Genomic DNA, 21,406 nt, shown 5'->3' with positions numbered 1-21,406 from the left:
AGGACCAATTATTTCTCTCCGGCGACAGGGCCGGCGCTGGACATCTGGCCTCCAGGAACGAACCTGCGGTTAGGCACGAGGACTGGCATGTTGTTCTCATCATGGGTAGGCATGCCGTCACGCTTTGAGAGCATCTGCTTGGTCATCACGGAGTCGATAGGCATGTTGAGAGGGCGTACGTCCTCAGGAAGTTCCCTTCCGGAATAGGTCTGGAAGAAACCTACGCACGCGTCACGCCACCACTCTGCATCGTTCTTCTGGATATCGAGCTTCTTGGTGACCTCTGCGAATATCTGTGGGCTCACATAAGGCTGAAGGCCCTTCCAGGTCTTCTGGAAGTTCTCTACCTCGGAGATACCAGTGTCGTAGTGGAGACAGATCTCGTCCCATACGGTCCTGCCGGACTTCATCTTATAGTCCCATGGAACATGGTGGAACCAGAGGATGAGGTTCTCAGGGCAGGTGGTGATGTCGTCATACTTGGATGCGAGAGGCTCGTTGTACTGGTCAACGTTGTCAGATCCTCTGCGGGTTCTCTCGAAACCTACACCTTCCTCGTCTGCCTTGTGATAGAACATAGGCGACCAGTCCTGACGGATGCTCCTCTCCCATGGGCCCGGGCCATAGTGAGAGCCGGCGAAGAGATGGTGGAAACCGAGTGGCATGGTGTAGTTGACGCAAGCTTCACGAGACTCCATCATGATGTCCTTGACCGGGGCGACGAATTTGTTGTCAAATGCCTTCTCTGACATGCCCTGTGGTCTTACGAAGGTCTGATGTATCCACTCGTCTGCGATCTGCTCGGCGCTGAGTTCGGGATTCCATGCGAGACGACCGAACATGTACCAGTTGGACTGTGCGAAGATGTATCCGGAGAAGTTCTTGTCCTGACCGGTGTTTGCAACACCCGCGATACCCTTGATGACCTTGGCCACATTAGAGCCTTCGCCGTCACGATAAGTGTCGGCATCGAGGACCTCCTCATAGGTGGTTCCGTGATATACGAGATGGTTGGAGAAACCGAGATACTCCTGAGTGATCTGGAACTCCATCATCATGTTGGTGTGGCGGAGCTGACCGAAGAGCGGATTGAAAGGCTCGCGTGCCTGGAAATCGATAGGACCGTTCTTGATCTGGATGATCACGTTGTCCGCGAACTGCCCGTCGAGAGGAAGGAACTCCTCTACGGCCTGATTTGCGCGGTCTGGGCTGGCAGGGTCATATACGAAAGCCCTCCACATCACGATACCGCCGTAAGGCTTGAGCGCCTCTGCGAGCATGTTCGCGCCGTCGGCGTGAGTCCTGCCGTAGTCCTGCGGACCAGCCTGACCCTCTGAGTTCGCCTTTACGAGGAAACCTCCGAAATCAGGGATGGCAGCATAGATCTCGGCAGCCTTGTCTGCCCACCACTGACGCACTCCGGCATTGAAAGGATCGCCGCTGGTGAGTCCGCTGAGAGCGATTGGACTGGTCCATTTGATAGAGAGGTAGGTGGTGATGCCGTACTCCCTGAGTATGTCTGCAATCTTTGCGACGCGTGCGATATGCTCCTCGTCGAGGATGAGAGGATTGGAGTTCACGTTGTTGAGGACGGCACCGTTGAGGCCGACCGAAGCACAGAGCTCGCCGTAGAGACGGATTCGTGCTTCTGGGATGTTCTCGGAGGTCCATTCCCACATAGATGGACCTGCATATCCGCGCTCGACTGAGTCGTCGAGGTTGTCCCAGTGGTTGAGGATACGATACTCGTAGTATGGCTTCTCCCTGAGGTCCATGCCCTTTGCGGCATGGCCGAGGATTTCGGCTCTCTGGAGCGCGTATACTCCGTACCTGACGCCGGCTTCCGAACCGCCGGCTACGATGCGCTTGCCTTCTGCGTCAAAGATATGGTATTCTTCCTTCTCCAATGATGAGTCGATGACAGTCTCCACCGAGCTGAGCACCTCCTGGTATGGGCGTGAATTCACGAGCCAGAGTTCACTGCCGTCCTGATTCGACGGGGTGACCTTGCAGGAGTTTAACGACAGGCAGGATACGACTGCTGCTGCGCAGAAAATAAGGTGTCTGATATTCATGTGTAGTTGGTTTTGTGCAAATATAATAAGTCCTTTGTCAATAACTTTTTGTTATGCAGAAAAAAACTTCGCATTTTTGCCGACCTTATTATGAAAAAACAAGAATTATTGGAGCCAGTTTTTAAAGCTGGACTGTTTGATCTCGACGGAGTGATCGTCGATACGGAGCCTCAGTATACTGAATTCTGGGGCGCAATGGGACGCATATACCATCCTGAAATACCCGATTTCGCATATCGTATCAAGGGACAGACTCTCACCCAGATAACAGAACGATGGATAGAGCCGCAGTATGTACCCGAGCTCGTGCGCAAGCTTGACGAATTCGAGAGTAACATGGTGTTCGACTTCATCCCTGGTGCATGGGACTATCTCGTGAAGCTCAAGATGGCAGGAGTGAAGACCGCTCTGGTGACTAGCAGCAATGCCGTGAAGATGGAGAACGTGTGGAAGGCTCGACCTGCACTTCGGGATCTTTTCGACGAGGTGTTCACCAGCGAGCATTTCAAGGCGTCGAAACCCGATCCGGATTGCTATCTGCTCGGTTCTCGTGTGTTCGACTTCAAGCCGGAGGAATGCGTCGTCTTCGAAGACAGCTTCGCGGGTGTCGCCGCAGGCCGCGCTGCAGGATGCAAGGTCGTGGGCCTTTCCACCACCAATCCGGCGGAAGCGCTGGAGCCTCTTTGCGATATAGTCCTTCCTGATTTTAACGAAATCATTTAGTTAGGAACGATATTTGATTTATATTTGCAGCGTTAATTAAGAAGTGTAACCATTATGAAGAAGATCTTATCATTTGCAGCTGCAGTGGCAGCATCGGCACTCTTGGTCGTTTCATGCGGCGGTGCCAAGGAAGCCGTAGATGTAAACGGCGAGTGGGCAGTGGTTTCTATCGACGGTAACGCAGTCGAGACCATCATGAATGAGGTTGTAATCTCATTCGACGGTACTAACTATAGCGCCAATACCGGTGTCAACATGATCAACGGAACATACTCTGTCGAGAATGGCGCTCTTACCCTCGAGGAAGGTATGATGACCAGGATGGCAGGCGATCCTGCAGCAATGGCTCAGGAAACCAATTTCGTGAATGCTATCCAGGAGCCTCTCTGCATCAATCTCAACGGTGAGAAGCTCGAGCTCCTCGATGCAGACGGCAACGTCAAGCTCGTACTCGCAAAGAAATAGTCTCTACACGGGATCTATAAACTGATAACGGCCGGCGAAAAAATCGTCGGCCGTTATTGTATTTGTGAACTGCCATCAGGCAGAATTCCTCTCTAGAGGCTTGCGTAAGCAGGGGAGAAGGTGTCGCCCTGACGGATGTCTCCGGTGCTGAAGCCCTTCTTGAGCCACCTTGAACGCTGTGCAGAGGTTCCATGGTTGAAGGTCTCAGGGGCAGTCCTTCCGTAATTCTTCTGCTGGAGGTAGTCGTCACCGATGCGGGCTGCGATCGCGAGGCCCTCGTCGAGGTCACCAGGTTCGAGGGAACCGAACATCTTATTGTCGTTGTATGCCCATACGCCGGCATAGAAGTCGGCCTGAAGCTCAAGACGCACGCTGATCTGGTTGCTCTCGGTCTTGCTGACCCTGGCCATCTGCTGATGTGCCTGCTGGAGGGTACCGAGGAGATACTGAACATGGTGTCCGACCTCATGTGCGATGACGTATGCATAGGCGAAGTCACCGCCGGCTCCGAACTGCTGCTTCATGGTCGTGAAGAATGATAGGTCGATATATACGCACTGGTCTGCGCTGCAGTAGAAAGGACCGCTGGACGCTGTCGCACCGCCGCAACCTGACTGAACCTGGCCCTTGATGAGGACGAGCTTCGGTGGTACATAGGTCTTGCCATACTGGCTGAATATCTCTGTCCATACGTCCTCCGTACCTGCGAGAATCTGGCTTGCGAACACTCCAAGTTCCTGCTCTTCCTGTGAGAGGTTCTCAGCTCCGCCGACAACCTCGGTGCCCTGCATCATGGAATTGATGGTCTGGATGGCATCACCAGGATCGCCGCCCAGGAGCAGGGAGATCAAACCAACGATTATGGCGCCGCCGAGTCCGAGTCCTCCGACCGCTGCTCCTCTTGATACTCCTCTGCGGTCTACCACATTGGAGCTCTGTCTTCTTCCGTCTAACTGCATATTTGTTTGTCTAAGTTTGTACAAAAGTAATAATTACTTTCCGAAAGCCTATAATTAAATATTTTACTAATTTGTTAAGATGTTATTATTCAGAAGAATATGCGATTTTAACAAAATTTTAACGAAAAAAGTTTTTAAAAAATTTGCAAAATAAAATTTTCGCCGTATCTTTGCATCGGTTGAACGGGAAAGCTGTTCAGTAAGTACCTTCAATCAATTGGTTATTAGTTTTAGTGTTATTAATTATGTGGTTAGTATGAGGTGCCCCGCGTGATGCGGCGCAGCTCATTTTTTTTGTACCCACTTCAATCGTTTTTTGCCTCAGAATAGGTGACTTTTTTTTATTTTTGCGACGTTTTCCAAGCTTAAGACTATGAACATAGGTATACTCGGTACTGGTGTGATCGCATCAGCCCTCGTCGACGGCTTCTGCACTGATGCAGAATCTCGTTCTCAGCTCCATTTCTATCTTTCTCCTCGCAATGCCGGCAGGGCACAGCGCCTTAAGGATGCGTACCCCGATGCAGTGACTGTCTGCAATGACAACCAGGAGGTCGTGGACAATGCCGAGTGGGTATTCCTTACCCTTATCCCGCGTCATGCGGAGGGCATTCTCGCTGAACTTCACTTTCGACCTGAGCAGAAGATACTGTCGATCATGAGCGACCATTCCATCGAAAAGGTCGGTGCCATGACCGGTCCGGTTGCGAAGATACTCCGAATGGTTCCGCTGCCGTTCGCAGCCATGCACATAGGACCGATTGCATACTTCCCATATGATGAGGAGGTTGATGCACTCTTCTCGCCGCTGGGCCGAATGATCACCGTGGAGAAGGAGAGCGAACTGTCGGTGATATCGGGACTCACCGGTCTTATGAGCGCATATTACATGCTCATACATGAGACCACCAAGTTCGGAATGGAGAGGGGACTCTCGCAGAGAACCTCCATCGACTATATGACCGGCTTCTACGAGGCCCTGGACATCAAGGCTCGCGCAAGGGAAGACGGCGATATCTATGATCTCGCATACGAGATGACTCCGGGCGGCCTCAACGAGATGGCGCTAAAGTCCATACTCGAATCCGACGGCTACAAGCCATGGATCGAAGCCTTGCGCAAGATCATGGACAGACTGGAAAAGAAGAATCAGAAGTAGACCACTAAATAGAGATGAAGAAATTTGTTGTGTTGCTTGCGGCTGCAGTCCTTGCGGCCTGTACGATTGATGAGCCCTTCACTGGGAAGCCAGGCGAAGATACCCAGTTGGGTCAGGCTCAGGAAAGAACTATCGTGATGTCCGCCTCGTCGGCAGATCCGGAGACCAAGACTACCCTTGACGGCATCCAGGTCCTCTGGGACGAGGGCGATGCCTTCCATGTCATGAGCACGAATGGTGGTGCTCTTGACCTGAGGATGGAGCTCAAGAGCGAAGCCGGCCATCCTTACGGAGAGTTCGAGGCTAAAACCAATGCAGAAGGTGAACTGGATGACAGCTATGTCGCCGTATATCCATATTCTTCCATGGTCGGAGTGGAGAACGGTGCGGTCAGGATCGAGATTCCTCAGAAGCAGGAGTATGTGGCCGGCTCATTCGGACATGCCGCAAACATCATGGTCGGAACCGTGGAACTCAACGGCGAGAGGTACAAGGCTAACTTCAGCAACGTGATGGGCGTTCTCCAGCTTTCTCTCACCGGAGACTGCGCGGTCGACAACATCACCATCTCGGATAGGGGAGGAAAGAGCCTCTGGGGCAGCTCTACCATCACTCTCGCGGACTGCCAGGACGGAATCGCAGCAGAGGAGATCGACGGCGGAAGTTCGATGATCATCCTGGACTGCAAGGGTGCGCAGCTTTCTTCCGAGCCTACGACCTTCCATTTCGTAGTACCAGTGGGAGTATTTGACGAGGGCTTCGACGTGAGCATCTACTCCGGCGGATCATACCAGGATTTCGGAACATCGAAGGCTAATGTCATCTCGCTCAATTCCATCAAGAAGATGCCTGCCAGGGCAGTTTCCCTGGCCCCAATCGATACTTTCAATATCGAGAATAATGCTCTGAAGACATATCTTGATAAGGGCCCTTATAGCAAATGGGGTGCGGCGACTTATTTCACAGGTACTTTCGCTACTTCTGCTGTAGACCAAGATAATCCGAGATACAATACCATCACATGGACTGGTGAATCTTCAGCTACGTATAAGGTGGGCTTGACTGACGTGACTAAGGGTCATGATGTCTATTCTGGTAGATCTGTCACAGGAACAAGTCATGTGTTCATGAACATGATTCCTGGGCATATCTATGCCTATCAGGTAAAGGACGGCAACGAGGTCAAGTCAAGCGGCAAGTTCAAGGCAGAGGGTCGAGTTCGTATGGTGACCGTTGAGGATACATGGAATTTCCGCGATCTCGGTGGTTGGACAGGACTTGGAGGTCACAAGGTGGAGTTCGGCTTAGTCTATCGTTGCGGTAGCCTCAATGGAGTATGGAAACTGGATACGAAAGAGTATGACATGAATGAACTTGGTGATATCAATAATTATCATCAACTCTCTCAGAAATCAGAACAACAACTGAAGGATATGGGAATTAAGGCTGAGCTTGACCTCAGGGCTTTACCTTCTGAGGAGAAGTCTACCAAATCGGATTACTCACATGCTTATTCTCTTGACATAGCGCACTTAAGCATATCGGGTTGGCAGTTCAAGAGAATTATGACAAACAATGCCATGACGGCCCCGCTGACCTATTATTCTGTGGTACAGGATGTGGCCTGGATCATTGATCAGGTCGTTAACAATGATACCCCGGTTGCTTTTCATTGCAAGTCTGGAGCGGACAGGACCGGTGCTGTAGGATTTACCATTCTGTCTTTGTTGGGTGTTTCGGAAGGAAACATAGCGCTTGAGTTCGAGATTACCAATATGTCTCATGAGCAGAAGATAGTGAAAGGAAAGTCTGCCCTGAGGGGAAAGTATACGGGTGGCATAAGTAAAGTGCCTCAGCAATTCTATTCGTCAGACGGCTTCATGAAATACACTTCTGACAAAGGCAAGGACAGGCAGGAAAAAGCCTACTACTACCTGAACCAGCAGTTTGCGGCGCAGGGAGTGGCAATCAGCGCGAGCGACCTCGACAGATTCATCGAGAAGATGCTCGGAATGGCGGCCGGAGAGTATCAGCACCCGAACTGGGCGACAGACAACGACAATACTCTCGAGAGCATATATACTAAGGTTCAGACCAATAAGATCATGTAGACAGATATGGAAAAGATATATACAGAATACTCCGCACCTGAGTGCAGAGTGATAGAAATCAAGTCGGAGTCTATTTTCTTGGTTGGAAGCGATGAGAATCGCACCCAGTCTTTCAATCTGGACGACGACGGCGAGTGGTAGCAGACTCCCGACCTACTGGCGGGCGGTCATGTGGAAACAGCTCTCCTTCTTCTCGTACTTGACATAGAGGCGTCCTGCTTCCTGCTCTTCGCGGAGAACTTCCGCGAGGACCTTCCTGAGGTCGTCGGGGTCCATCCAGTGCTTGTCCTTCCCGACATGCTGGAAGGTGTAGTAGGAGATGTCCCAGGTCGTGCCATAGCAGTGCGCGGAGTTCGCGCTGGCATTGACGTTGACCTTCCTGAGATTCTTCACGTCCTCGTCTGTACGGAGGACTGACGTCACCGTGAACTGATATTGAGGGAGCTTGTTCTCCTTGAGCTTCGCGCGGAATGCCTCGCCTATGCGGTCGAGCTCCTTCTTTGCGTTCTTTGTGAGGTAGGGGATGGAATAGTCGAGCTTGTCGACCACGTATGCCTTGGTCTCCTCGATGAGAACCAGGTTCTTGCCCTCGACGTCCGTCCTCGTGGCAGGCCTTTCCTTGAGACCGAACTCCTGCGCCGCCGCGAGCTGCTCCGGGTTGAGGTCATTGAAAACGGTGCCATATTTCATCGCCGGTGCCTCATATCGGACGAGGTACTTAGCCGGATCTTCGTTCTTTTCCTTCTTCTGGCCGAACACGATGGCAACCACCACCGCCAAGACGGCGACGGTTGCGCTTATCCATGTCAGTTGCTTGCTTCTTTCCTGGATGAACTCAAACATCTTCTACCTGAGACCGAGCTTCTTGGCGATGTCCTTAGGGAGGGCATCCTTGTGAATCATGAAATAGATGGTCTTGGCACGTACGAAGCTCTCCGACATGTTGAGGTAACCTCCGTCGATGTTGCTCTCTCCCCATGAATTCTTGGTGATGTAGTATTTGGTGCCGTTCTGGTCCTTTGCGATTCCGGTGATGTGCATAAGGTGGTCGTCGGTGGTAGCAAAACTCTCATAGCCCTGCTGGCGCACTTCCTGGGTCACTTCGATCTCGGGATATGGATTCTCGAACTTGTAGACCTCATCGAGGCGCTCTGCGACGCTGAGGTTCTCGAATCGGGCGCGGTCGGTGGTGGAATAGTCGTCGAGCTTGGTGACGAGAGGGTTGATTGCGACACCCTTCCTGAATCCGAAGCCCTTCTCGCTGGCGTCGGCGTCCCAGTCCACTGTGTAGCCGTGCATCAGCGCATGGTCGAGCACTGCCATCATCTCGTCGAGCGGAAGGTTGTACTGGCTCTCGTGCTCCCAGTTGTCCTCTACCTCCACAATCATCTTCTCATAGTAAGGCTTGTGCGAGAAGCTGGTGATCTCGATGTAGTCATCCATGTTGAGGCCGAGGCTGGCTGCGAATGACTGCGGAGTATATTCCTTGCCCTTGTAGCTGAAAGACTCCGGCACTTCGCCGAGGTATGAGTCGAGCACTGACGCCACGATCTTGTCGTACTGGGCGCTCTTCTTCTGCATGTCCACAGAAATCTTTGCGACGCTGCCGATCACGCGCGCCATCTCGCTGTGGTTATGGGACTTCGAGTCGTATGCAATTCCATGGTAAACATCCTCCGGAACGATTCCGACCTGGCGGAAAGCATTCATCCATGTGTGTGAGAGGCTGCCCTGACCGACATTGCCCTTGCCGTGGCGCAGGTAGTTGTCATTGATCTGGTTGATGTATTTCTGGCGGACGATGAACATCTCGGAGAGGTCATATTCGCCCTTTCCCATCCTCAGGAGCTCTGACTCCATGAACGATGTGGTGGCAAAGCACCAGCATGTGCCGGTAGAGGCCTGGTCCTTGACCGGGGTCGCCTTCTGTGATACGACAGTGGTGAACTGATATCCCTGGGCATGTGCTCCGAAAGAGAATGCGCCGATCAGGATGAGAGATGCTATTGCAAGTTTTTTCATTTTAAAAGGAATAATGGGGATTATGACCGCTAATTTAGCGAGAATCTTTTGCAAATCCTTTTTTTTTGTATCTTTGCCGTGATGGATAACGATATAGATTTATTAGAGGTTTCCAGGTAAATATTTTAATTATTGATTTTTGCGCAGAGGACTGCGCATTGTGTCCCGGAAGGGCACGCTTTTAAATTAGAGTTGGTTACTTTATAACCATTCCGACTTGAACGCGGTCAATAAGAGTAGTAAAAGTAAATATTTGCTATATAGACTCTGATAATTCTGTATTGAAGAAGGTATCCCGATTCATGCAGACGTAGACAAGAAGGTAAGTATTGTTTATGTCTTTTTTTGTGCCCCGACGGGCTCGGAAAAAGGCCATTTATGAACTTATTAATTAAGACTTAAGCCGATGAATCAGGACAAAGCCCCGATCTACGAGGCTCTGGAAGAATTCCGCAGGAACAGGGTCGTGCCGTTCGATGTCCCCGGTCACAAGAGGGGCAGAGGCAATCCCGAACTCGTCAAGCTGTTTGGTAAGCAGTGCGTCGAGCTGGACGTCAATTCGATGAAACCGCTCGACAACCTTTGTCACCCGATCTCAGTCATCAAGGAAGCCGAAGCTCTCGCCGCAGATGCCTTCGGTGCCGCTCATGCGTTCCTCATGGTAGGAGGTACCACCTCTGCCGTGCAGACCATGGTCCTTACAGCCTGCAAGGCGGGTGAGAAGATCATCCTGCCGCGCAATGTCCACAGGAGCGTCATCAACGCCCTCGTAGTCAACGGAGCGACTCCGATCTATGTCAATCCGGAGACGGACAAGAAGCTCGGAATCGCGCTCGGAATGAAGATCTCCCAGGTCGAGAAGGCCATTGAGGAGAATCCGGACGCTGTCGCCATACTCGTGAACAATCCGACCTACTACGGAATATGCTCGAACCTCAGGAAGATAGTCGAGATCGCCCATCAGCACAACATGCTCGTCCTCGTGGACGAGGCTCATGGAACTCACTTCTACTTCGGCGAGAACATGCCAGTGACGGCCATGGCGGCGGGTGCGGACATGTCTTCGGTGAGCATGCACAAGTCCGGCGGAAGCCTTACCCAGAGCTCCTTCCTGCTCGCAGGACCGAGGGTCAGCGCAGGTTACGTGCGTCAGGTGATCAACCTTACCCAGACCACGAGCGCTTCCTACCTCCTGATGGCGAGCCTCGACATCTCCAGGCGCAATCTCGCGCTCAGGGGCAAGGAGTCCTTCCGTCAGGTGTGCGAGATTGCGGAGTACGCCCGTACGGAAATCAACAAGATCGGCGGATACTATGCCTATGGAAAGGAACTGATCAACGGCGACAGCGTATATGATTTCGACACGACCAAGCTCACCGTGTTCACCCTCGACATCGGACTTGCCGGCATCGAGGTGTACGACCTTCTCAGGGACGAGTATGACATCCAGCTTGAGCTCGGCGACATCGGCAACGTGCTCGCATATATCTCCATCGGAGACCGCATGAGGGAGGTCGAGAGGCTCGTCAGCGCACTCTACGACATCAAGAGGCTCTACAGCAAGGACAGGACCGGCCTCTTCGACCATGAGTATATCAACCCGCAGGTCGTGCTCACTCCTCAGGAGGCGTTCTATGCGGTGAAGGAGGAGATGATCCCTATCCGCGAGACCAAGGGAAGGGTATGTACGGAGTTCGTGATGAGCTACCCTCCAGGCATTCCTATCCTCGCCCCGGGAGAGAGGATCACCCAGGAGATCATCGACTATATCCTCTATGCGAAGGAGAAGGGCTGCTCCCTTACCGGACCGGAGGACGAGAAGTGCGAGAGACTCAACGTTATCAAGGAAATGACCATATATTAGAAAAGGATGGAGTACTGGTTTTCTGAACATCATACGGAGGACGTCAAGTTCTCGGTGCGCGTCGACAAGCACCTCTACAGTAACGAGAACGACCTCGGAAGGGTGGACATCTTCGACTCTATCGAGTATGGAAGGATACTCGCGGTAGACGGTTACATCATCTTCACCGAGAGGGACGAGTTCATCTATGACGAGATGCTCGCCCACGTTCCGATGGCGGTCCACAAGGACGCTCGCAAGATACTCGTGTTCGGTGCCGGAGACGGCGGAGTGATAGACGAGCTCGTCAAGTACGAGAGCATTGAGAGGATAGACCTCGTCGAGATCAACGACGGAGTGGTCGAGGCATGCCGCAAGTTCTTTCCGGACGTCGCAGCATCGCTGGATGATCCGCGCGTCAACCTCTATACCGACAATGCGCTCCGCTTCATACGTCACATCGAGAACGAATACGACATCATCATCGTCGACTCGGCAGGATTCTACGGCCCGGGAGAGAGCCTCCTCACCCGCGAGTTCTACGGCAGCTGCTACAAGGCCCTCAAGGAGGACGGAATCATGGTCAACCAGCACCAGAGCCCGTTCTATGAGGCCGACAGGGTCGAGACCCAGAAGGCGCACAAGCGCATTCTCACCAGCTTCCCGATAAGCCGCGTATACCAGGCGCACATCCCGTCATACCCTTCTGGCTACTGGCTCTTCGGCTTCGCCTCGAAAAGGTACCATCCGGTGGACGACCTCGACGCGGCCCGCTGGAACAGCCTCGGAATCGCTACGGACTACTATACCACGAACCTCCATGTCGGATGCTTTGCGCTTCCTGCGTACGTCGAGAGGGCACTCAAGGACGTGGAAAAGATAAAGGACTAGGATATGCTTGAAAGAAACATAGAGACATTCATCGCCTGCGATGCACCTTACGAGGATGCGGAGATCGTCATTTTCGGAGCCCCGTTCGATTCCACGACCTCATATCGCCCGGGAACACGCTTCGGAAGCCGTGCCATCAGGCACGAATCGTACGGACTCGAGACCTACAGCCCATACCAGGACAAGGACCTCACGGACTTCGCGACCTTCGACAGCGGTGACATCGAGCTCAGCATGGGCAGCAGCGAGATCGCTCTCGGACAGATCTCCGAAAGGACGCGTACCATACTCGAGGACGGCAAGCTTCCGTTCATGGTGGGCGGCGAGCATCTGGTAACCCTCGGTGCTTTCCGCGAGATTGCGGCGAAGTATCCCGACGTCCATGTGATCCATTTCGATGCCCATACCGACCTTCGCGACGAGTATCTCGGGGTCCAGCTCTCGCACGCCTGCGTGATCAGAAGGTGCCACGACATCGTCGGTGACGGACGCATCCACCAGTTCGGAATACGCTCGGGAGACCGTCCTGAGTTCGTCTGGGCTGCGCAGGGACATACCGAGATGCACAAGTTCAATCTCGACGGACTCGAGGAGACCGTGAAGTCGCTCGGCTCGACTCCGGTGTACTTCACCATCGACCTTGATGTGCTCGATCCTTCGATCTTCCCCGGCACGGGTACTCCGGAGGCCGGAGGAATAGGTTTCATGGACCTTATCAGGGCCATCATCCTCGTCGGCGGAAACTGTAACGTCGTGGGCTGCGACGTCAACGAACTCAGCCCATCCTACGACCAGAGCGGCGTCTCTACCGCAGTCGCATGCAAGGTCGTCAGGGAACTCATACTTTCATTGAACAAACAATAAAAACACTACGATAAGTAAATGGGAAAAGTTTTGGTAATCGGATGCGGCGGCGTTGCCGGCGTAGCAATCCAGAAATGTGCACAGAATGACTCAGTATTCACTGAGATCTGCATCGCAAGCCGCACTGTAAGCAAGTGCGACGCCCTCAAGGCAAAGCTCGAGGGAAAGACTAAGGCAAAGATCACCACCGCCAAGGTGGATGCCGACAAGGTAGACGAGCTCGTGGCTCTCATCAACGAGGTGAAGCCTGACGTAGTCCTCAACCTTGCACTGCCTTACCAGGATCTCACCATCATGGACGCATGTCTGGCAACCGGAGTCGACTATGTCGATTCAGCCAACTATGAGCCAGAGGATACCGAGGATCCTGTATGGAGAGCTATCTACGAGAAGAGGTGCAAGGAGAAAGGCTTCACTGCATATTTCGACTACTCATGGCAGTGGGCATATCAGGACAGGTACAAGGATGCCGGCATCACGGCTCTCCTTGGAACCGGATTCGATCCGGGCGTGACCAGCGTATTCTCTGCCTATGCTCTCAAGCATTATTTCGACGAGATCCACACCATCGACATCCTCGACTGCAACGGTGGTGACCACGGCTATCCTTTCGCTACCAACTTCAATCCTGAGATCAACCTCCGCGAGGTGTCTGCCAACGGCTCATACTGGGAGGACGGACATTGGGTAGAGACCAAGCCTATGGAGATCAAGAGGGAATACGTATTCGAGGGCGTCGGTCCTAAGGACATGTACCTTCTCCACCACGAGGAGATCGAGTCGCTCGCAAAGAATATCCCTGGCGTGAAGAGGATACGCTTCTTCATGACCTTCGGCCAGAGCTACCTTACCCACATGAAGTGCCTCGAGAACGTCGGCATGCTCAGGACCGATCCTGTGATGTTCGACGGCAAGGAGATTGTTCCTATCCAGTTCCTCAAGGCCCTCCTCCCAGATCCTGCATCTCTCGGTCCGAGGACAGTCGGTAAGACCAACATCGGCTGTATCTTCACCGGAATCAAGGACGGAAAGAAGAGAAGTATCAAGATCTACAATGTCTGCGACCACCAGGAGTGCTACAAGGAGGTCGAGTCCCAGGCAATCTCATACACCACCGGTGTACCTGCAATGATCGGCACCATGATGGTTATGACCGGCCAGTGGAAGAAGGCCGGCGTGTTCAACGTCGAGGATTTCGATCCAGATCCATATATGGACGCTCTCAACAAGTGGGGACTTCCATGGGTTGTCGATGAGAATCCTGTGCTCGTAGACTAAGATGCTCAAGGACGGAATGAAGACGCCCTGCTATGTGATAGATTCCGGTGCCGTGCGCCGGAATCTGTCCGTTCTTGCGGGTGTCATGCAAAGGACAGGTGCCCATATCCTTCTCGCGCAGAAGGCCTTCAGCTGCTACGCTCTCTATCCGATGATAGGAGAGTATCTCAGCGGAGCGACTGCGAGCGGACTCTTCGAGGCGAGGCTATGCCATGAGGAGATGCCCGGAAAGGAGAACCATGTGTTCAATCCTGCATTCAGGGCGGAGGATATCGACGAGATCGTCAGCATCTGTGACCATATAGTCTTCAATTCAGTGCGCCAGCTCGCGCTTTACGGAGCCAAGGCTAAGGCTGCAGGATGCGCCGTGGGTCTGAGGGTCAATCCGGAGAAATCTACCCAGGAAGGCCATGAAATCTACGATCCATGTGCCCCTGGCAGCAGGATGGGCGTTACCCTCGATGAGTTCAGGAAGGGACTCGCGACATTCCCGGCGATGCTCGATATACTCGACGGGCTGCATTTCCATACCCTGTGCGAGCAGGATTCGGACGCTCTCGAACTGACTCTCGACGAGGTCGTGGCAAAGTTCGGGGACTATCTCCGCGGCATGAAGTGGATCAATTTCGGCGGAGGTCACCACATCACTCGCGAGGGATACGACATCGCAAGGCTGGAGCGCTGCATAGGCAGGATGAGGAATGATTTCGGACTGGAGGTCTACCTCGAGCCAGGAGAGGCGATAGCTCTGAACGCCGGATATCTGCACACGACGGTGCTCGAGATTCAGGAGCGTGAATGGGGCAACATCGCCATCCTTGACACATCGGCGGCCTGCCACATGCCGGACGTCCTCGAAATGCCATACCGCCCGCCTCTTCAGGGAAGCGGTGAAGCCGGGGAGAAGGCATATACCTATCGTCTGGGCGGCCCTACCTGCCTTGCAGGAGATGTGATCGGAGACTATTCCTTCGACCAGCCGCTCAAGGAGGGGGATGTCCTGACATTCGGAGACATGGCCATCTACTCCATGGTAAAGAACAACACCTTCAACGGAATGCCTCTCCCGTCGATCTGGATTCAGGACGGGGAAAAGGCCATGCTGTGGAAGGAATTCTCATATCTCGATTTCAAGTCAAGAGTATAGGCCTAAATCCAGTCATCTGGTGAATTAGAAAGCCCCTTCCCCGATCTGAAGCCAGATCGCCGGACGGGGCAAATATGTTATTTAGGTAAAGAATTACTTGTTGAGAGTCTGAGCAATCTCGTCTGCAGCGAGGCAGAGGAGGATGTACTGAGGAGCGGTGTTGATACAGCACTCGTTCTCGCCCCAGTGGAATGGGTAGTCATCCTTGTTCTCGAAGAAGTCTGGACCCTTTACGAGAAGACCAGGAACGATACCGCCAGGGATTACTGAGTAATCTGCGCGGTTGTTGCTGTAGGCAACCTTCTTGGTGTTCACGCCGACTGCAGTCACGAATGATACGTTGCTGTATGGATGGCATCCGAGGATGTAGTTCATACCTGCGAGAACGTACTCAGGATCGATCATGTCAGGGAAGAGCTTCCAAACCTTGTAGCAGTTGTATGCAGCGCTGATTACGCCGCCGTTGCCTGCCCAGTTTGCACCGGTGATGGCAACGCCGTAAGGATTGTCCTTACCGCCGCTGGTGATTCTCTCCACGTAAGCTGGAACGAGAGCCTTCACCTTAGCCTGGAACTTGGCGTCCATGTAAGGATATACTCGGAGAGCAGCAGAGAGATCTACGAAGCCCTGAGGCTGAGGGTTCTTCTTGCTGGCCTTTGCAGGAGTGATCTGGGCGTCGATGAGCGGATAGAAGAAATCCTTGTACTTAGAGTCGCCGGTAGCGAGCCAGAGGTCGATCGCTGCGTTGAGACGTGGGTCGCCTCTCTGGTATGCACGGTTGCCTGCCTGAGCTGCGCTAGGAGCCTCCACCTGTGGAGCGTACTTGTCCCAGAGCATGATTGCGTTCTTGAGAGAGCGCTCTGCCTCCTCAGGATAGTACTCCTTGAGGCCTGGATAAGCAGCTGCGAGAGAAACGATGTCCTGCATTACGCCAGCTGGGCTGAATCGGCTGGTGAATACGAAACGGTCATCTGGAGTACCGCTGCGGCGGCCGTCTGCTGAAACCTCGTAAGGCTTGAGTGAAGGATCGTAGATGAGGCCGTCGGTAAGAGTCATGGCGTCACCGAGATGATGGTAGTGATGCATGTCTGGCTGACCGATGACCTGTGCCACGTAACCGATGTTCTCAACCTGAGCATTGATGTTGAGGGTACCGTGCTGAACGAGCTCGACTACATCTGGAACTCCGTCAGGAACGTGGATGTCAGCATACTTGGTCTTCTGGTCGATGAGGGTCTGGTCTCTCTCGACGCGGAAGTTGTTCCAGATACGTGCGAGGTCCTCGGTAGTGTTGAGGACTGAATTTGCCTGGATGTCAAAGTCACCTGCATCATACCAGCCACCTACTGCGAGGCCTGGGATGTGCTGGAGAGGCTGCCAAGGGTCGTTGGTCTGGTCACCCTGACGATAACCGTCGTGGAGAACGACGTTTGCAGGAGCCTGGAGAGCGTCGTCCATATTGGCGCGTCCGTGCCAGATGCGGTAAGCCTCGTTTACCTCCATGTGGTCCATGTTAACGACGAGAGATACGTCGAGAGATGGATGCCACTTGTCGCTGTAGACGTTCTTGTCGATAGGGAATGCATTGGTCTCGACACCTTCGTACTCGATGCTGTAGAGACCTGGCTCACGAAGCTCGGTGAAGTCGATCTGCACATAGTTGTAACGGTGGTAGAACTCACCCCACATCTTTGCCTCAGCGGTGAGAGCCACGGTCTTGCTTCCGTCAGGGTTCACCTTGAGGATCTTAGCGGTCTTGGCTGGGTTGTCGTTCTTGTCGAGCTCGACTACAGCCACCTTCTTCTGTGCAGGAGTGTAACCCACCTGAGAGAAACCGATGTTAGGCTTGCGGACCCAATCCTTGGATGCGCTTGGCTCGAGATACCACTCGAGGACCTTTCCGGTCTTTCCGCCAGGAAGGATAGAACGAACTACGAAGGTACCGTTCTGTGCGAGGTGGCGTCCGTCGTAGATGCTAACCTCCTCGTCAGAGGTGATGCCTACGCGAAGGTTCTCATCCTCTGGTGCCATCACGATCTGGTGGCCGGTAGCCATAGGACGGTTTACGAGGAAATCGCCGCGTCCGCGGTCGTCGAAGGTCGACTCGCCGAAGTACTGAGGGATCTTCTCCGATACTGGACGGATGTCGTTGTCGTGCATTGGATACTTAGGGAGGATCCTGCCGGCACCGTCAACGAGGAAGTTCTTTCCGAAGTAAGAAGCAGGGAAGAACTCGAGGTTCATGCCGGCCTTACCTACGAGTGCTGCGGGAACTGGCTTGTCGAGGTATACCTGTACGAGGCAGCCTGCACCCTTAGGAGAGACCTTGATCTTCGATACGAAATCGTAGTCAGGATAGGTGAGTTCGACTTCGATGCTGCTGTTGCTGCGGTCAACGACCTTTGAAGTCATCTCGCCGAAGATGTCCCACTGCTCAGGAGTGTTCATGAGCCTGATGCCACCGCCGGTGCTGATACGCTCACCACGCTGGATGATCTCGATGCCGGCAAACTTCTCGTCATAGAAGCTACCGTTGTAGAGATTGTTGTAGACAAGCACATTTGTGCCCCTCTCCTCGAAATAATCGAGGTCATTGAGTTTCATGGTCTGCGCTGACGCACTCATTGACATGAATGCTGACAATGCTGCCACTGACAAAAAATAGAGCTTTCTCATATTGGATTGGTTTAGTGTATTTGATTAAGAGAAATATAATCGGATAGTCTAAATTAGACATAATTTGGCGAAACGGCGAAGCCGTATTAGCGATAGGACCGTTTTTGTTGCTTTTGGACCTATTTTTAAAAGGAATTGTAGCTGATTTTCATAAATAGGTCAAGCCGACGTGGTCTAAATATTAAAGAAATCGTTATTCTGGGAGCATTCTTTTCTTATTCTTTATTAAACCTTAAGCCTCGCAGGTTGTCTAAATGAAAGTTGACAATTAAAACCATACGTTATGAAAAAGAGGCTTTTGTTTGCAGCTGCAGCACTGCTTTTTGCTGTTACGTTGAGCGCTCAGCCCGGCGGAATGGGCGGTTTTGGCGGTCCCGGAATGGGCGGTGGCATGCCTGGTATGGGCGGCCCTGGCATGGGACCAGGAATGGGCGGAATGATGATGGATCCTTTCGCTAGCGCAAGGACAGATATTGCCTATGACAGGGCTGACGAACTTACTGAACTCCTCGGCCTTGACAAGAAACAGGCAAAGAAAGTCTTCAAGATATATGACCATGTTGACGGCTTCATCATGGAGGAGATGAGCAAGGCTCGTCAGGCCGGCGGAGAAGGTGCCTCAGGCGAAGGCGGTCAGGGCGCGCCTCGCGGTGGCTTCCCAGGCATGGGCGGCGGTATGCCAGGCATGGGTGGCGGTTTCCCAGGTATGGGAGGTGGCTTCCCTGGCATGGGTGACGGTGACCATGAGTTCAAGATGGAGGTCATCCCTGTGTCGAAGAAGGAGCAGGCATGGCGCGAGAAGCAGATGGCAAAGATCCTCACTCCTGAGCAGTTCGAGAAGTGGAAGGCTTACGAGGCAGAGAAGATGTCTAAGATTCCTGCCTTCGGTGCTCCAGGTGCAGGTTTTCCAGGCGGTTTCCCTGGTGGCTTCCCAGGTATGCCTGGCGGTCAGGGTGGCCCTGGACCTAGAAATTAATGTGTGAATAATAATGGTTGGGACTTCTTCATTTCCTTCTAATGTTCCAGGAAATGAAGAAGTCTTTTCTTTGTCTCTGTTGTTATGACGAATGCCTCTGATAGGTACGGCTCTTTCATGCGTACCATGGACTCTCTTCCTGCCCCGGTGGTGATTCTGTCGATACAGTCGATGTTGACGAGTATCTGGCGGTTGATTCTCATGAAGCGGGAAGGGTCAAGGGATTCGGTCAGGCTTGCGAGAGAAGAATTGATCATGGCTTTGAAACCATCTTTGAACAACACCGTGACATACCCTCTCTCTGTCTGTACATAGCATAGATCCTCCGTGTCACGTATTATCAAGTCCGGTCCCTTCTCGATCAATATCTTTTTTCTGTATCCGATATTTCCGCTGAGTATCTCGGATGACATGCGATGAACATTGCTCGGGCTGGCTGTGATGTTTCGGCTGTCATATCTCGCCAACGATCTTGCCAGACTATCCAGAGAAACAGGCTTGAGCAGATAGTCCACACAGTTATAGTCGAATGCCTTCAGTGCAAATTCGTCATAGGCAGTCGTGAATACCACCATGGCATTTGTACTTACCTGCTCAAACACGCGGAACGACATTCCGTCATCAATCAGGATGTCTGCAAAGATAAGATCGAGATCCTGATTCTTGTTAATCATACTGACCGCGACATCGATACTGGACGCAGTCCCGACTATTTCTGTTTGTGGACGCAGTTGCTTAAGATCTTCTGCCAGACTGATGGCAATCTCTCTTTCATCTTCAATTAGTAAAACTTTCATAGCTCAAATCCTCTTCAAATATAAGCGGTAGTGATACGTTGAACATCTGCCCGTCTGAGTCCACTTTCAAATGTTTTTCTGTCAATAGCAGATATCTTTTTTTGAGGTTATCTAGTCCAGAATGGGTGCCCGTTACTTCATCGCTGCGTTTGATGACTTTGTTGGAGACGACAATGTACTCGTCATTCAAATTGACATTGACGACCAGAGGATTCTCTGAACCATGCACATTATGTTTCACTGCATTCTCAATGAGTGACTGGATGGCGGCAGGTGGCACAAACGCATGGATGGAGCGCAACTCGGTGGAGACGATGACGGTCAGTCCGGAATATCTGTTTTTCAATAATTGTATATAATTCTCAACAAAGTCGACTTCCTCATTAAGCGGGACAATATGCTTATTGCTGTTTTGGGTCATATATCTATACATTGAGGAAAGGTTATTGATGAATGCTTCTGCTTTTGGGGGATCGTGCCTGATGAGCCCGGTCGCTGTGCTGAAGCTGTTGAATATGAAATGATTATTGGTCTGAAGTGAAAGCATCTCCAGTTTTGTCTGCAAGGCTAGAATCTCGTTCTTTCTAGCTGTTGCCTCTGCGTTTCGTCTATCCTTCTCTTCTTTTTTGCTCTTGTTTACAAGAGCCATGGAAATATTTGTTGTGGAAAAAATAACTAAAACGAAAAAGTCGGATAATAGGACATGGTAGAAAATGATTTTTTCACCAGGAAACAAGAGGCTATAGAATAGTGCTAACCCGAGAGCGAAAATTGCGTTGGCTAAAACATGTGATATCAGTCCGGCCACCAATGACTTTTCATTATCACTATGGCTTCTTATGTGGTGGGTCAGCAGTTTTCCCGAGAAGAAACAAAACGTGTAAAGAAGAATTGCCTCAAAAGCTGCCTCCGCGAAATCAGCAATTAGGGCTCTTTTCAATTCGGACATGGATAAGGAAACATAATATGTTATGTTTACGATGACCCATACTGTCCATCTGGCTATCATCATAATCAGATAACCCCAAAATACATTGTACTTGATTTTTCTTAAATCGTTCATTGCCATTGCCGATTTCTATAAATATAGGATGAATAAGCTTGAATGCCAAATTTGAGTGTGTGAATGTGGCAAATTTGAAGATAAACACGGCAAAATATCCTGCGAACATGTTCTTTGGGACGTTATGACTCAGATATTGTAATGACGTGAAAGAATTGATTCATCCGCCATTTTGCAGGCTTCGTCATATTTGTGTTGCCGTATATACTCAAACAACTAAGTATATGACAAAAATTTGAAAACATTGATTCTATAGCGGTCTGTATGGTTGATCAGGCACTGAGAGATGTAGTCCAGTCCATACTTGAACAGGCTCACGGCCCTTCTCCCATGCTTCAGGACCTTTATGGGTTTGAT

At 51.9% G+C, this 21,406-nt stretch carries 18 protein-coding genes; 11 read left to right on the top strand and 7 right to left on the bottom strand.

Features of this window, described 5'->3' with window-relative positions; genetic code table 11:
* Positions 1-8: 8 nt before the first annotated feature.
* Positions 9-2,075 carry an alpha-glucuronidase gene (locus AC06ND_RS00420; RefSeq protein ID WP_475677020.1) on the bottom strand — a complete coding sequence of 689 codons (2,067 nt, stop codon included), beginning with the start codon at positions 2,073-2,075 and terminating at the stop codon, positions 9-11.
* A gap of 90 nt (positions 2,076-2,165) precedes the next feature.
* Here AC06ND_RS00420 and AC06ND_RS00415 point away from each other — a divergent pair, with 90 nt between their 5' ends.
* Positions 2,166-2,798, top strand: a complete 633-nt coding sequence (locus AC06ND_RS00415; protein WP_475677019.1) for an HAD family hydrolase — start codon at positions 2,166-2,168, stop codon at positions 2,796-2,798.
* Positions 2,799-2,852: 54 nt separating this feature from the next.
* The gene (locus AC06ND_RS00410; RefSeq protein WP_475677018.1) at positions 2,853-3,263 is read left to right on the top strand and encodes an META domain-containing protein; all 411 of its coding nucleotides are present in this window, start codon (positions 2,853-2,855) and stop codon (positions 3,261-3,263) included.
* Positions 3,264-3,355: 92 nt separating this feature from the next.
* Here the strand turns inward: AC06ND_RS00410 and ypfJ are convergent, their stop codons facing one another.
* Positions 3,356-4,222, bottom strand: a complete 867-nt coding sequence (gene ypfJ, locus AC06ND_RS00405; RefSeq protein ID WP_475677017.1) for a KPN_02809 family neutral zinc metallopeptidase — start codon at positions 4,220-4,222, stop codon at positions 3,356-3,358.
* A 373-nt stretch (positions 4,223-4,595) separates the two neighbouring features.
* On the opposite strand from ypfJ, the gene AC06ND_RS00400 reads away from it, so the two are divergent.
* The 3 genes from AC06ND_RS00400 to AC06ND_RS00390 are packed head-to-tail and all read left to right on the top strand — an operon-like array spanning position 4,596 to position 7,633.
* Positions 4,596-5,381, top strand: a complete 786-nt coding sequence (locus AC06ND_RS00400; RefSeq protein WP_475677016.1) for an NAD(P)-binding domain-containing protein — start codon at positions 4,596-4,598, stop codon at positions 5,379-5,381.
* A gap of 14 nt (positions 5,382-5,395) precedes the next feature.
* Positions 5,396-7,492 (top strand): tyrosine-protein phosphatase, encoded by a 2,097-nt coding sequence (locus AC06ND_RS00395; RefSeq protein ID WP_475677015.1) that lies wholly within the window; start codon positions 5,396-5,398, stop codon positions 7,490-7,492.
* A gap of 6 nt (positions 7,493-7,498) precedes the next feature.
* Positions 7,499-7,633, top strand: coding sequence for a hypothetical protein (locus tag AC06ND_RS00390; protein WP_475677014.1), 135 nt, complete (start codon positions 7,499-7,501; stop codon positions 7,631-7,633).
* Between the two features lie 12 nt (positions 7,634-7,645).
* Here AC06ND_RS00390 and AC06ND_RS00385 read toward each other — a convergent pair whose 3' ends face one another.
* Both AC06ND_RS00385 and AC06ND_RS00380 read right to left on the bottom strand, forming a co-directional pair.
* Positions 7,646-8,335 carry a DUF5715 family protein gene (locus tag AC06ND_RS00385; RefSeq protein WP_475677013.1) on the bottom strand — a complete coding sequence of 230 codons (690 nt, stop codon included), beginning with the start codon at positions 8,333-8,335 and terminating at the stop codon, positions 7,646-7,648.
* Between the two features lie 3 nt (positions 8,336-8,338).
* Complete coding sequence (locus tag AC06ND_RS00380) at positions 8,339-9,514, bottom strand: C1 family peptidase (RefSeq protein WP_475677012.1); 1,176 nt, start codon at positions 9,512-9,514, stop codon at positions 8,339-8,341.
* A 406-nt stretch (positions 9,515-9,920) separates the two neighbouring features.
* On the opposite strand from AC06ND_RS00380, the gene AC06ND_RS00375 reads away from it, so the two are divergent.
* Genes AC06ND_RS00375 through nspC form a run of 5 tightly spaced genes read left to right on the top strand, consistent with a single transcriptional unit; the run spans position 9,921 to position 15,537 of the window.
* On the top strand, positions 9,921-11,378 hold the full coding sequence (locus tag AC06ND_RS00375; protein WP_475677011.1) for an aminotransferase class I/II-fold pyridoxal phosphate-dependent enzyme: 1,458 nt from the start codon (positions 9,921-9,923) through the stop codon (positions 11,376-11,378).
* 6 nt (positions 11,379-11,384) lie between these two features.
* On the top strand, positions 11,385-12,248 hold the full coding sequence (gene speE / locus AC06ND_RS00370; protein WP_475677010.1) for a polyamine aminopropyltransferase: 864 nt from the start codon (positions 11,385-11,387) through the stop codon (positions 12,246-12,248).
* Positions 12,249-12,251: 3 nt separating this feature from the next.
* Positions 12,252-13,112 carry an agmatinase gene (speB, locus tag AC06ND_RS00365; RefSeq protein ID WP_475677009.1) on the top strand — a complete coding sequence of 287 codons (861 nt, stop codon included), beginning with the start codon at positions 12,252-12,254 and terminating at the stop codon, positions 13,110-13,112.
* A gap of 18 nt (positions 13,113-13,130) precedes the next feature.
* Complete coding sequence (locus AC06ND_RS00360) at positions 13,131-14,390, top strand: saccharopine dehydrogenase family protein (RefSeq protein ID WP_475677008.1); 1,260 nt, start codon at positions 13,131-13,133, stop codon at positions 14,388-14,390.
* A gap of 1 nt (position 14,391) precedes the next feature.
* Positions 14,392-15,537 (top strand): carboxynorspermidine decarboxylase, encoded by a 1,146-nt coding sequence (nspC, locus tag AC06ND_RS00355; RefSeq protein ID WP_475677007.1) that lies wholly within the window; start codon positions 14,392-14,394, stop codon positions 15,535-15,537.
* A gap of 93 nt (positions 15,538-15,630) precedes the next feature.
* Here nspC and AC06ND_RS00350 read toward each other — a convergent pair whose 3' ends face one another.
* Positions 15,631-18,213: a glycoside hydrolase family 9 protein gene (locus AC06ND_RS00350; RefSeq protein WP_475677006.1), complete on the bottom strand. Its 2,583-nt coding sequence runs from the start codon at positions 18,211-18,213 to the stop codon at positions 15,631-15,633.
* Positions 18,214-18,496: 283 nt separating this feature from the next.
* Between AC06ND_RS00350 and AC06ND_RS00345 the strand changes: the two genes are divergently transcribed.
* Complete coding sequence (locus tag AC06ND_RS00345) at positions 18,497-19,189, top strand: hypothetical protein (protein ID WP_475677005.1); 693 nt, start codon at positions 18,497-18,499, stop codon at positions 19,187-19,189.
* Positions 19,190-19,227: 38 nt separating this feature from the next.
* On the opposite strand, the gene AC06ND_RS00340 is transcribed toward AC06ND_RS00345, so the two are convergent.
* Both AC06ND_RS00340 and AC06ND_RS00335 read right to left on the bottom strand, forming a co-directional pair.
* A complete protein-coding gene (locus tag AC06ND_RS00340; protein WP_475677004.1) occupies positions 19,228-19,986 on the bottom strand; it encodes a LytR/AlgR family response regulator transcription factor in 759 nt (252 codons plus the stop codon).
* Complete coding sequence (locus AC06ND_RS00335) at positions 19,967-21,055, bottom strand: sensor histidine kinase (protein ID WP_475677003.1); 1,089 nt, start codon at positions 21,053-21,055, stop codon at positions 19,967-19,969. The genes AC06ND_RS00340 and AC06ND_RS00335 overlap by 20 nt, the downstream gene beginning before the upstream one ends.
* Positions 21,056-21,406: the final 351 nt, after the last annotated feature.

The sequence above is a fragment of the Candidatus Cryptobacteroides sp. genome (genome assembly GCF_056207615.1).
Note: the sequence above shows the minus strand (reverse complement) of the source record. Positions and strands in the feature narration are given on the sequence as shown.

What these genes read in the sequence shown, in the direction of transcription:
- AC06ND_RS00420 (WP_475677020.1), bottom strand. Translation starts at nt 2,075, where the DNA reads ATGAATATCAGACACCTTATTTTCTGCGCAGCAGCAGTCGTATCCTGC.
- AC06ND_RS00415 (WP_475677019.1), top strand. Translation starts at nt 2,166, where the DNA reads ATGAAAAAACAAGAATTATTGGAGCCAGTTTTTAAAGCTGGACTGTTT.
- AC06ND_RS00410 (WP_475677018.1), top strand. Translation starts at nt 2,853, where the DNA reads ATGAAGAAGATCTTATCATTTGCAGCTGCAGTGGCAGCATCGGCACTC.
- ypfJ (WP_475677017.1), bottom strand. Translation starts at nt 4,222, where the DNA reads ATGCAGTTAGACGGAAGAAGACAGAGCTCCAATGTGGTAGACCGCAGA.
- AC06ND_RS00400 (WP_475677016.1), top strand. Translation starts at nt 4,596, where the DNA reads ATGAACATAGGTATACTCGGTACTGGTGTGATCGCATCAGCCCTCGTC.
- AC06ND_RS00395 (WP_475677015.1), top strand. Translation starts at nt 5,396, where the DNA reads ATGAAGAAATTTGTTGTGTTGCTTGCGGCTGCAGTCCTTGCGGCCTGT.
- AC06ND_RS00390 (WP_475677014.1), top strand. Translation starts at nt 7,499, where the DNA reads ATGGAAAAGATATATACAGAATACTCCGCACCTGAGTGCAGAGTGATA.
- AC06ND_RS00385 (WP_475677013.1), bottom strand. Translation starts at nt 8,335, where the DNA reads ATGTTTGAGTTCATCCAGGAAAGAAGCAAGCAACTGACATGGATAAGC.
- AC06ND_RS00380 (WP_475677012.1), bottom strand. Translation starts at nt 9,514, where the DNA reads ATGAAAAAACTTGCAATAGCATCTCTCATCCTGATCGGCGCATTCTCT.
- AC06ND_RS00375 (WP_475677011.1), top strand. Translation starts at nt 9,921, where the DNA reads ATGAATCAGGACAAAGCCCCGATCTACGAGGCTCTGGAAGAATTCCGC.
- speE (WP_475677010.1), top strand. Translation starts at nt 11,385, where the DNA reads ATGGAGTACTGGTTTTCTGAACATCATACGGAGGACGTCAAGTTCTCG.
- speB (WP_475677009.1), top strand. Translation starts at nt 12,252, where the DNA reads ATGCTTGAAAGAAACATAGAGACATTCATCGCCTGCGATGCACCTTAC.
- AC06ND_RS00360 (WP_475677008.1), top strand. Translation starts at nt 13,131, where the DNA reads ATGGGAAAAGTTTTGGTAATCGGATGCGGCGGCGTTGCCGGCGTAGCA.
- nspC (WP_475677007.1), top strand. Translation starts at nt 14,392, where the DNA reads ATGCTCAAGGACGGAATGAAGACGCCCTGCTATGTGATAGATTCCGGT.
- AC06ND_RS00350 (WP_475677006.1), bottom strand. Translation starts at nt 18,213, where the DNA reads ATGAGAAAGCTCTATTTTTTGTCAGTGGCAGCATTGTCAGCATTCATG.
- AC06ND_RS00345 (WP_475677005.1), top strand. Translation starts at nt 18,497, where the DNA reads ATGAAAAAGAGGCTTTTGTTTGCAGCTGCAGCACTGCTTTTTGCTGTT.
- AC06ND_RS00340 (WP_475677004.1), bottom strand. Translation starts at nt 19,986, where the DNA reads ATGAAAGTTTTACTAATTGAAGATGAAAGAGAGATTGCCATCAGTCTG.
- AC06ND_RS00335 (WP_475677003.1), bottom strand. Translation starts at nt 21,055, where the DNA reads ATGGCAATGAACGATTTAAGAAAAATCAAGTACAATGTATTTTGGGGT.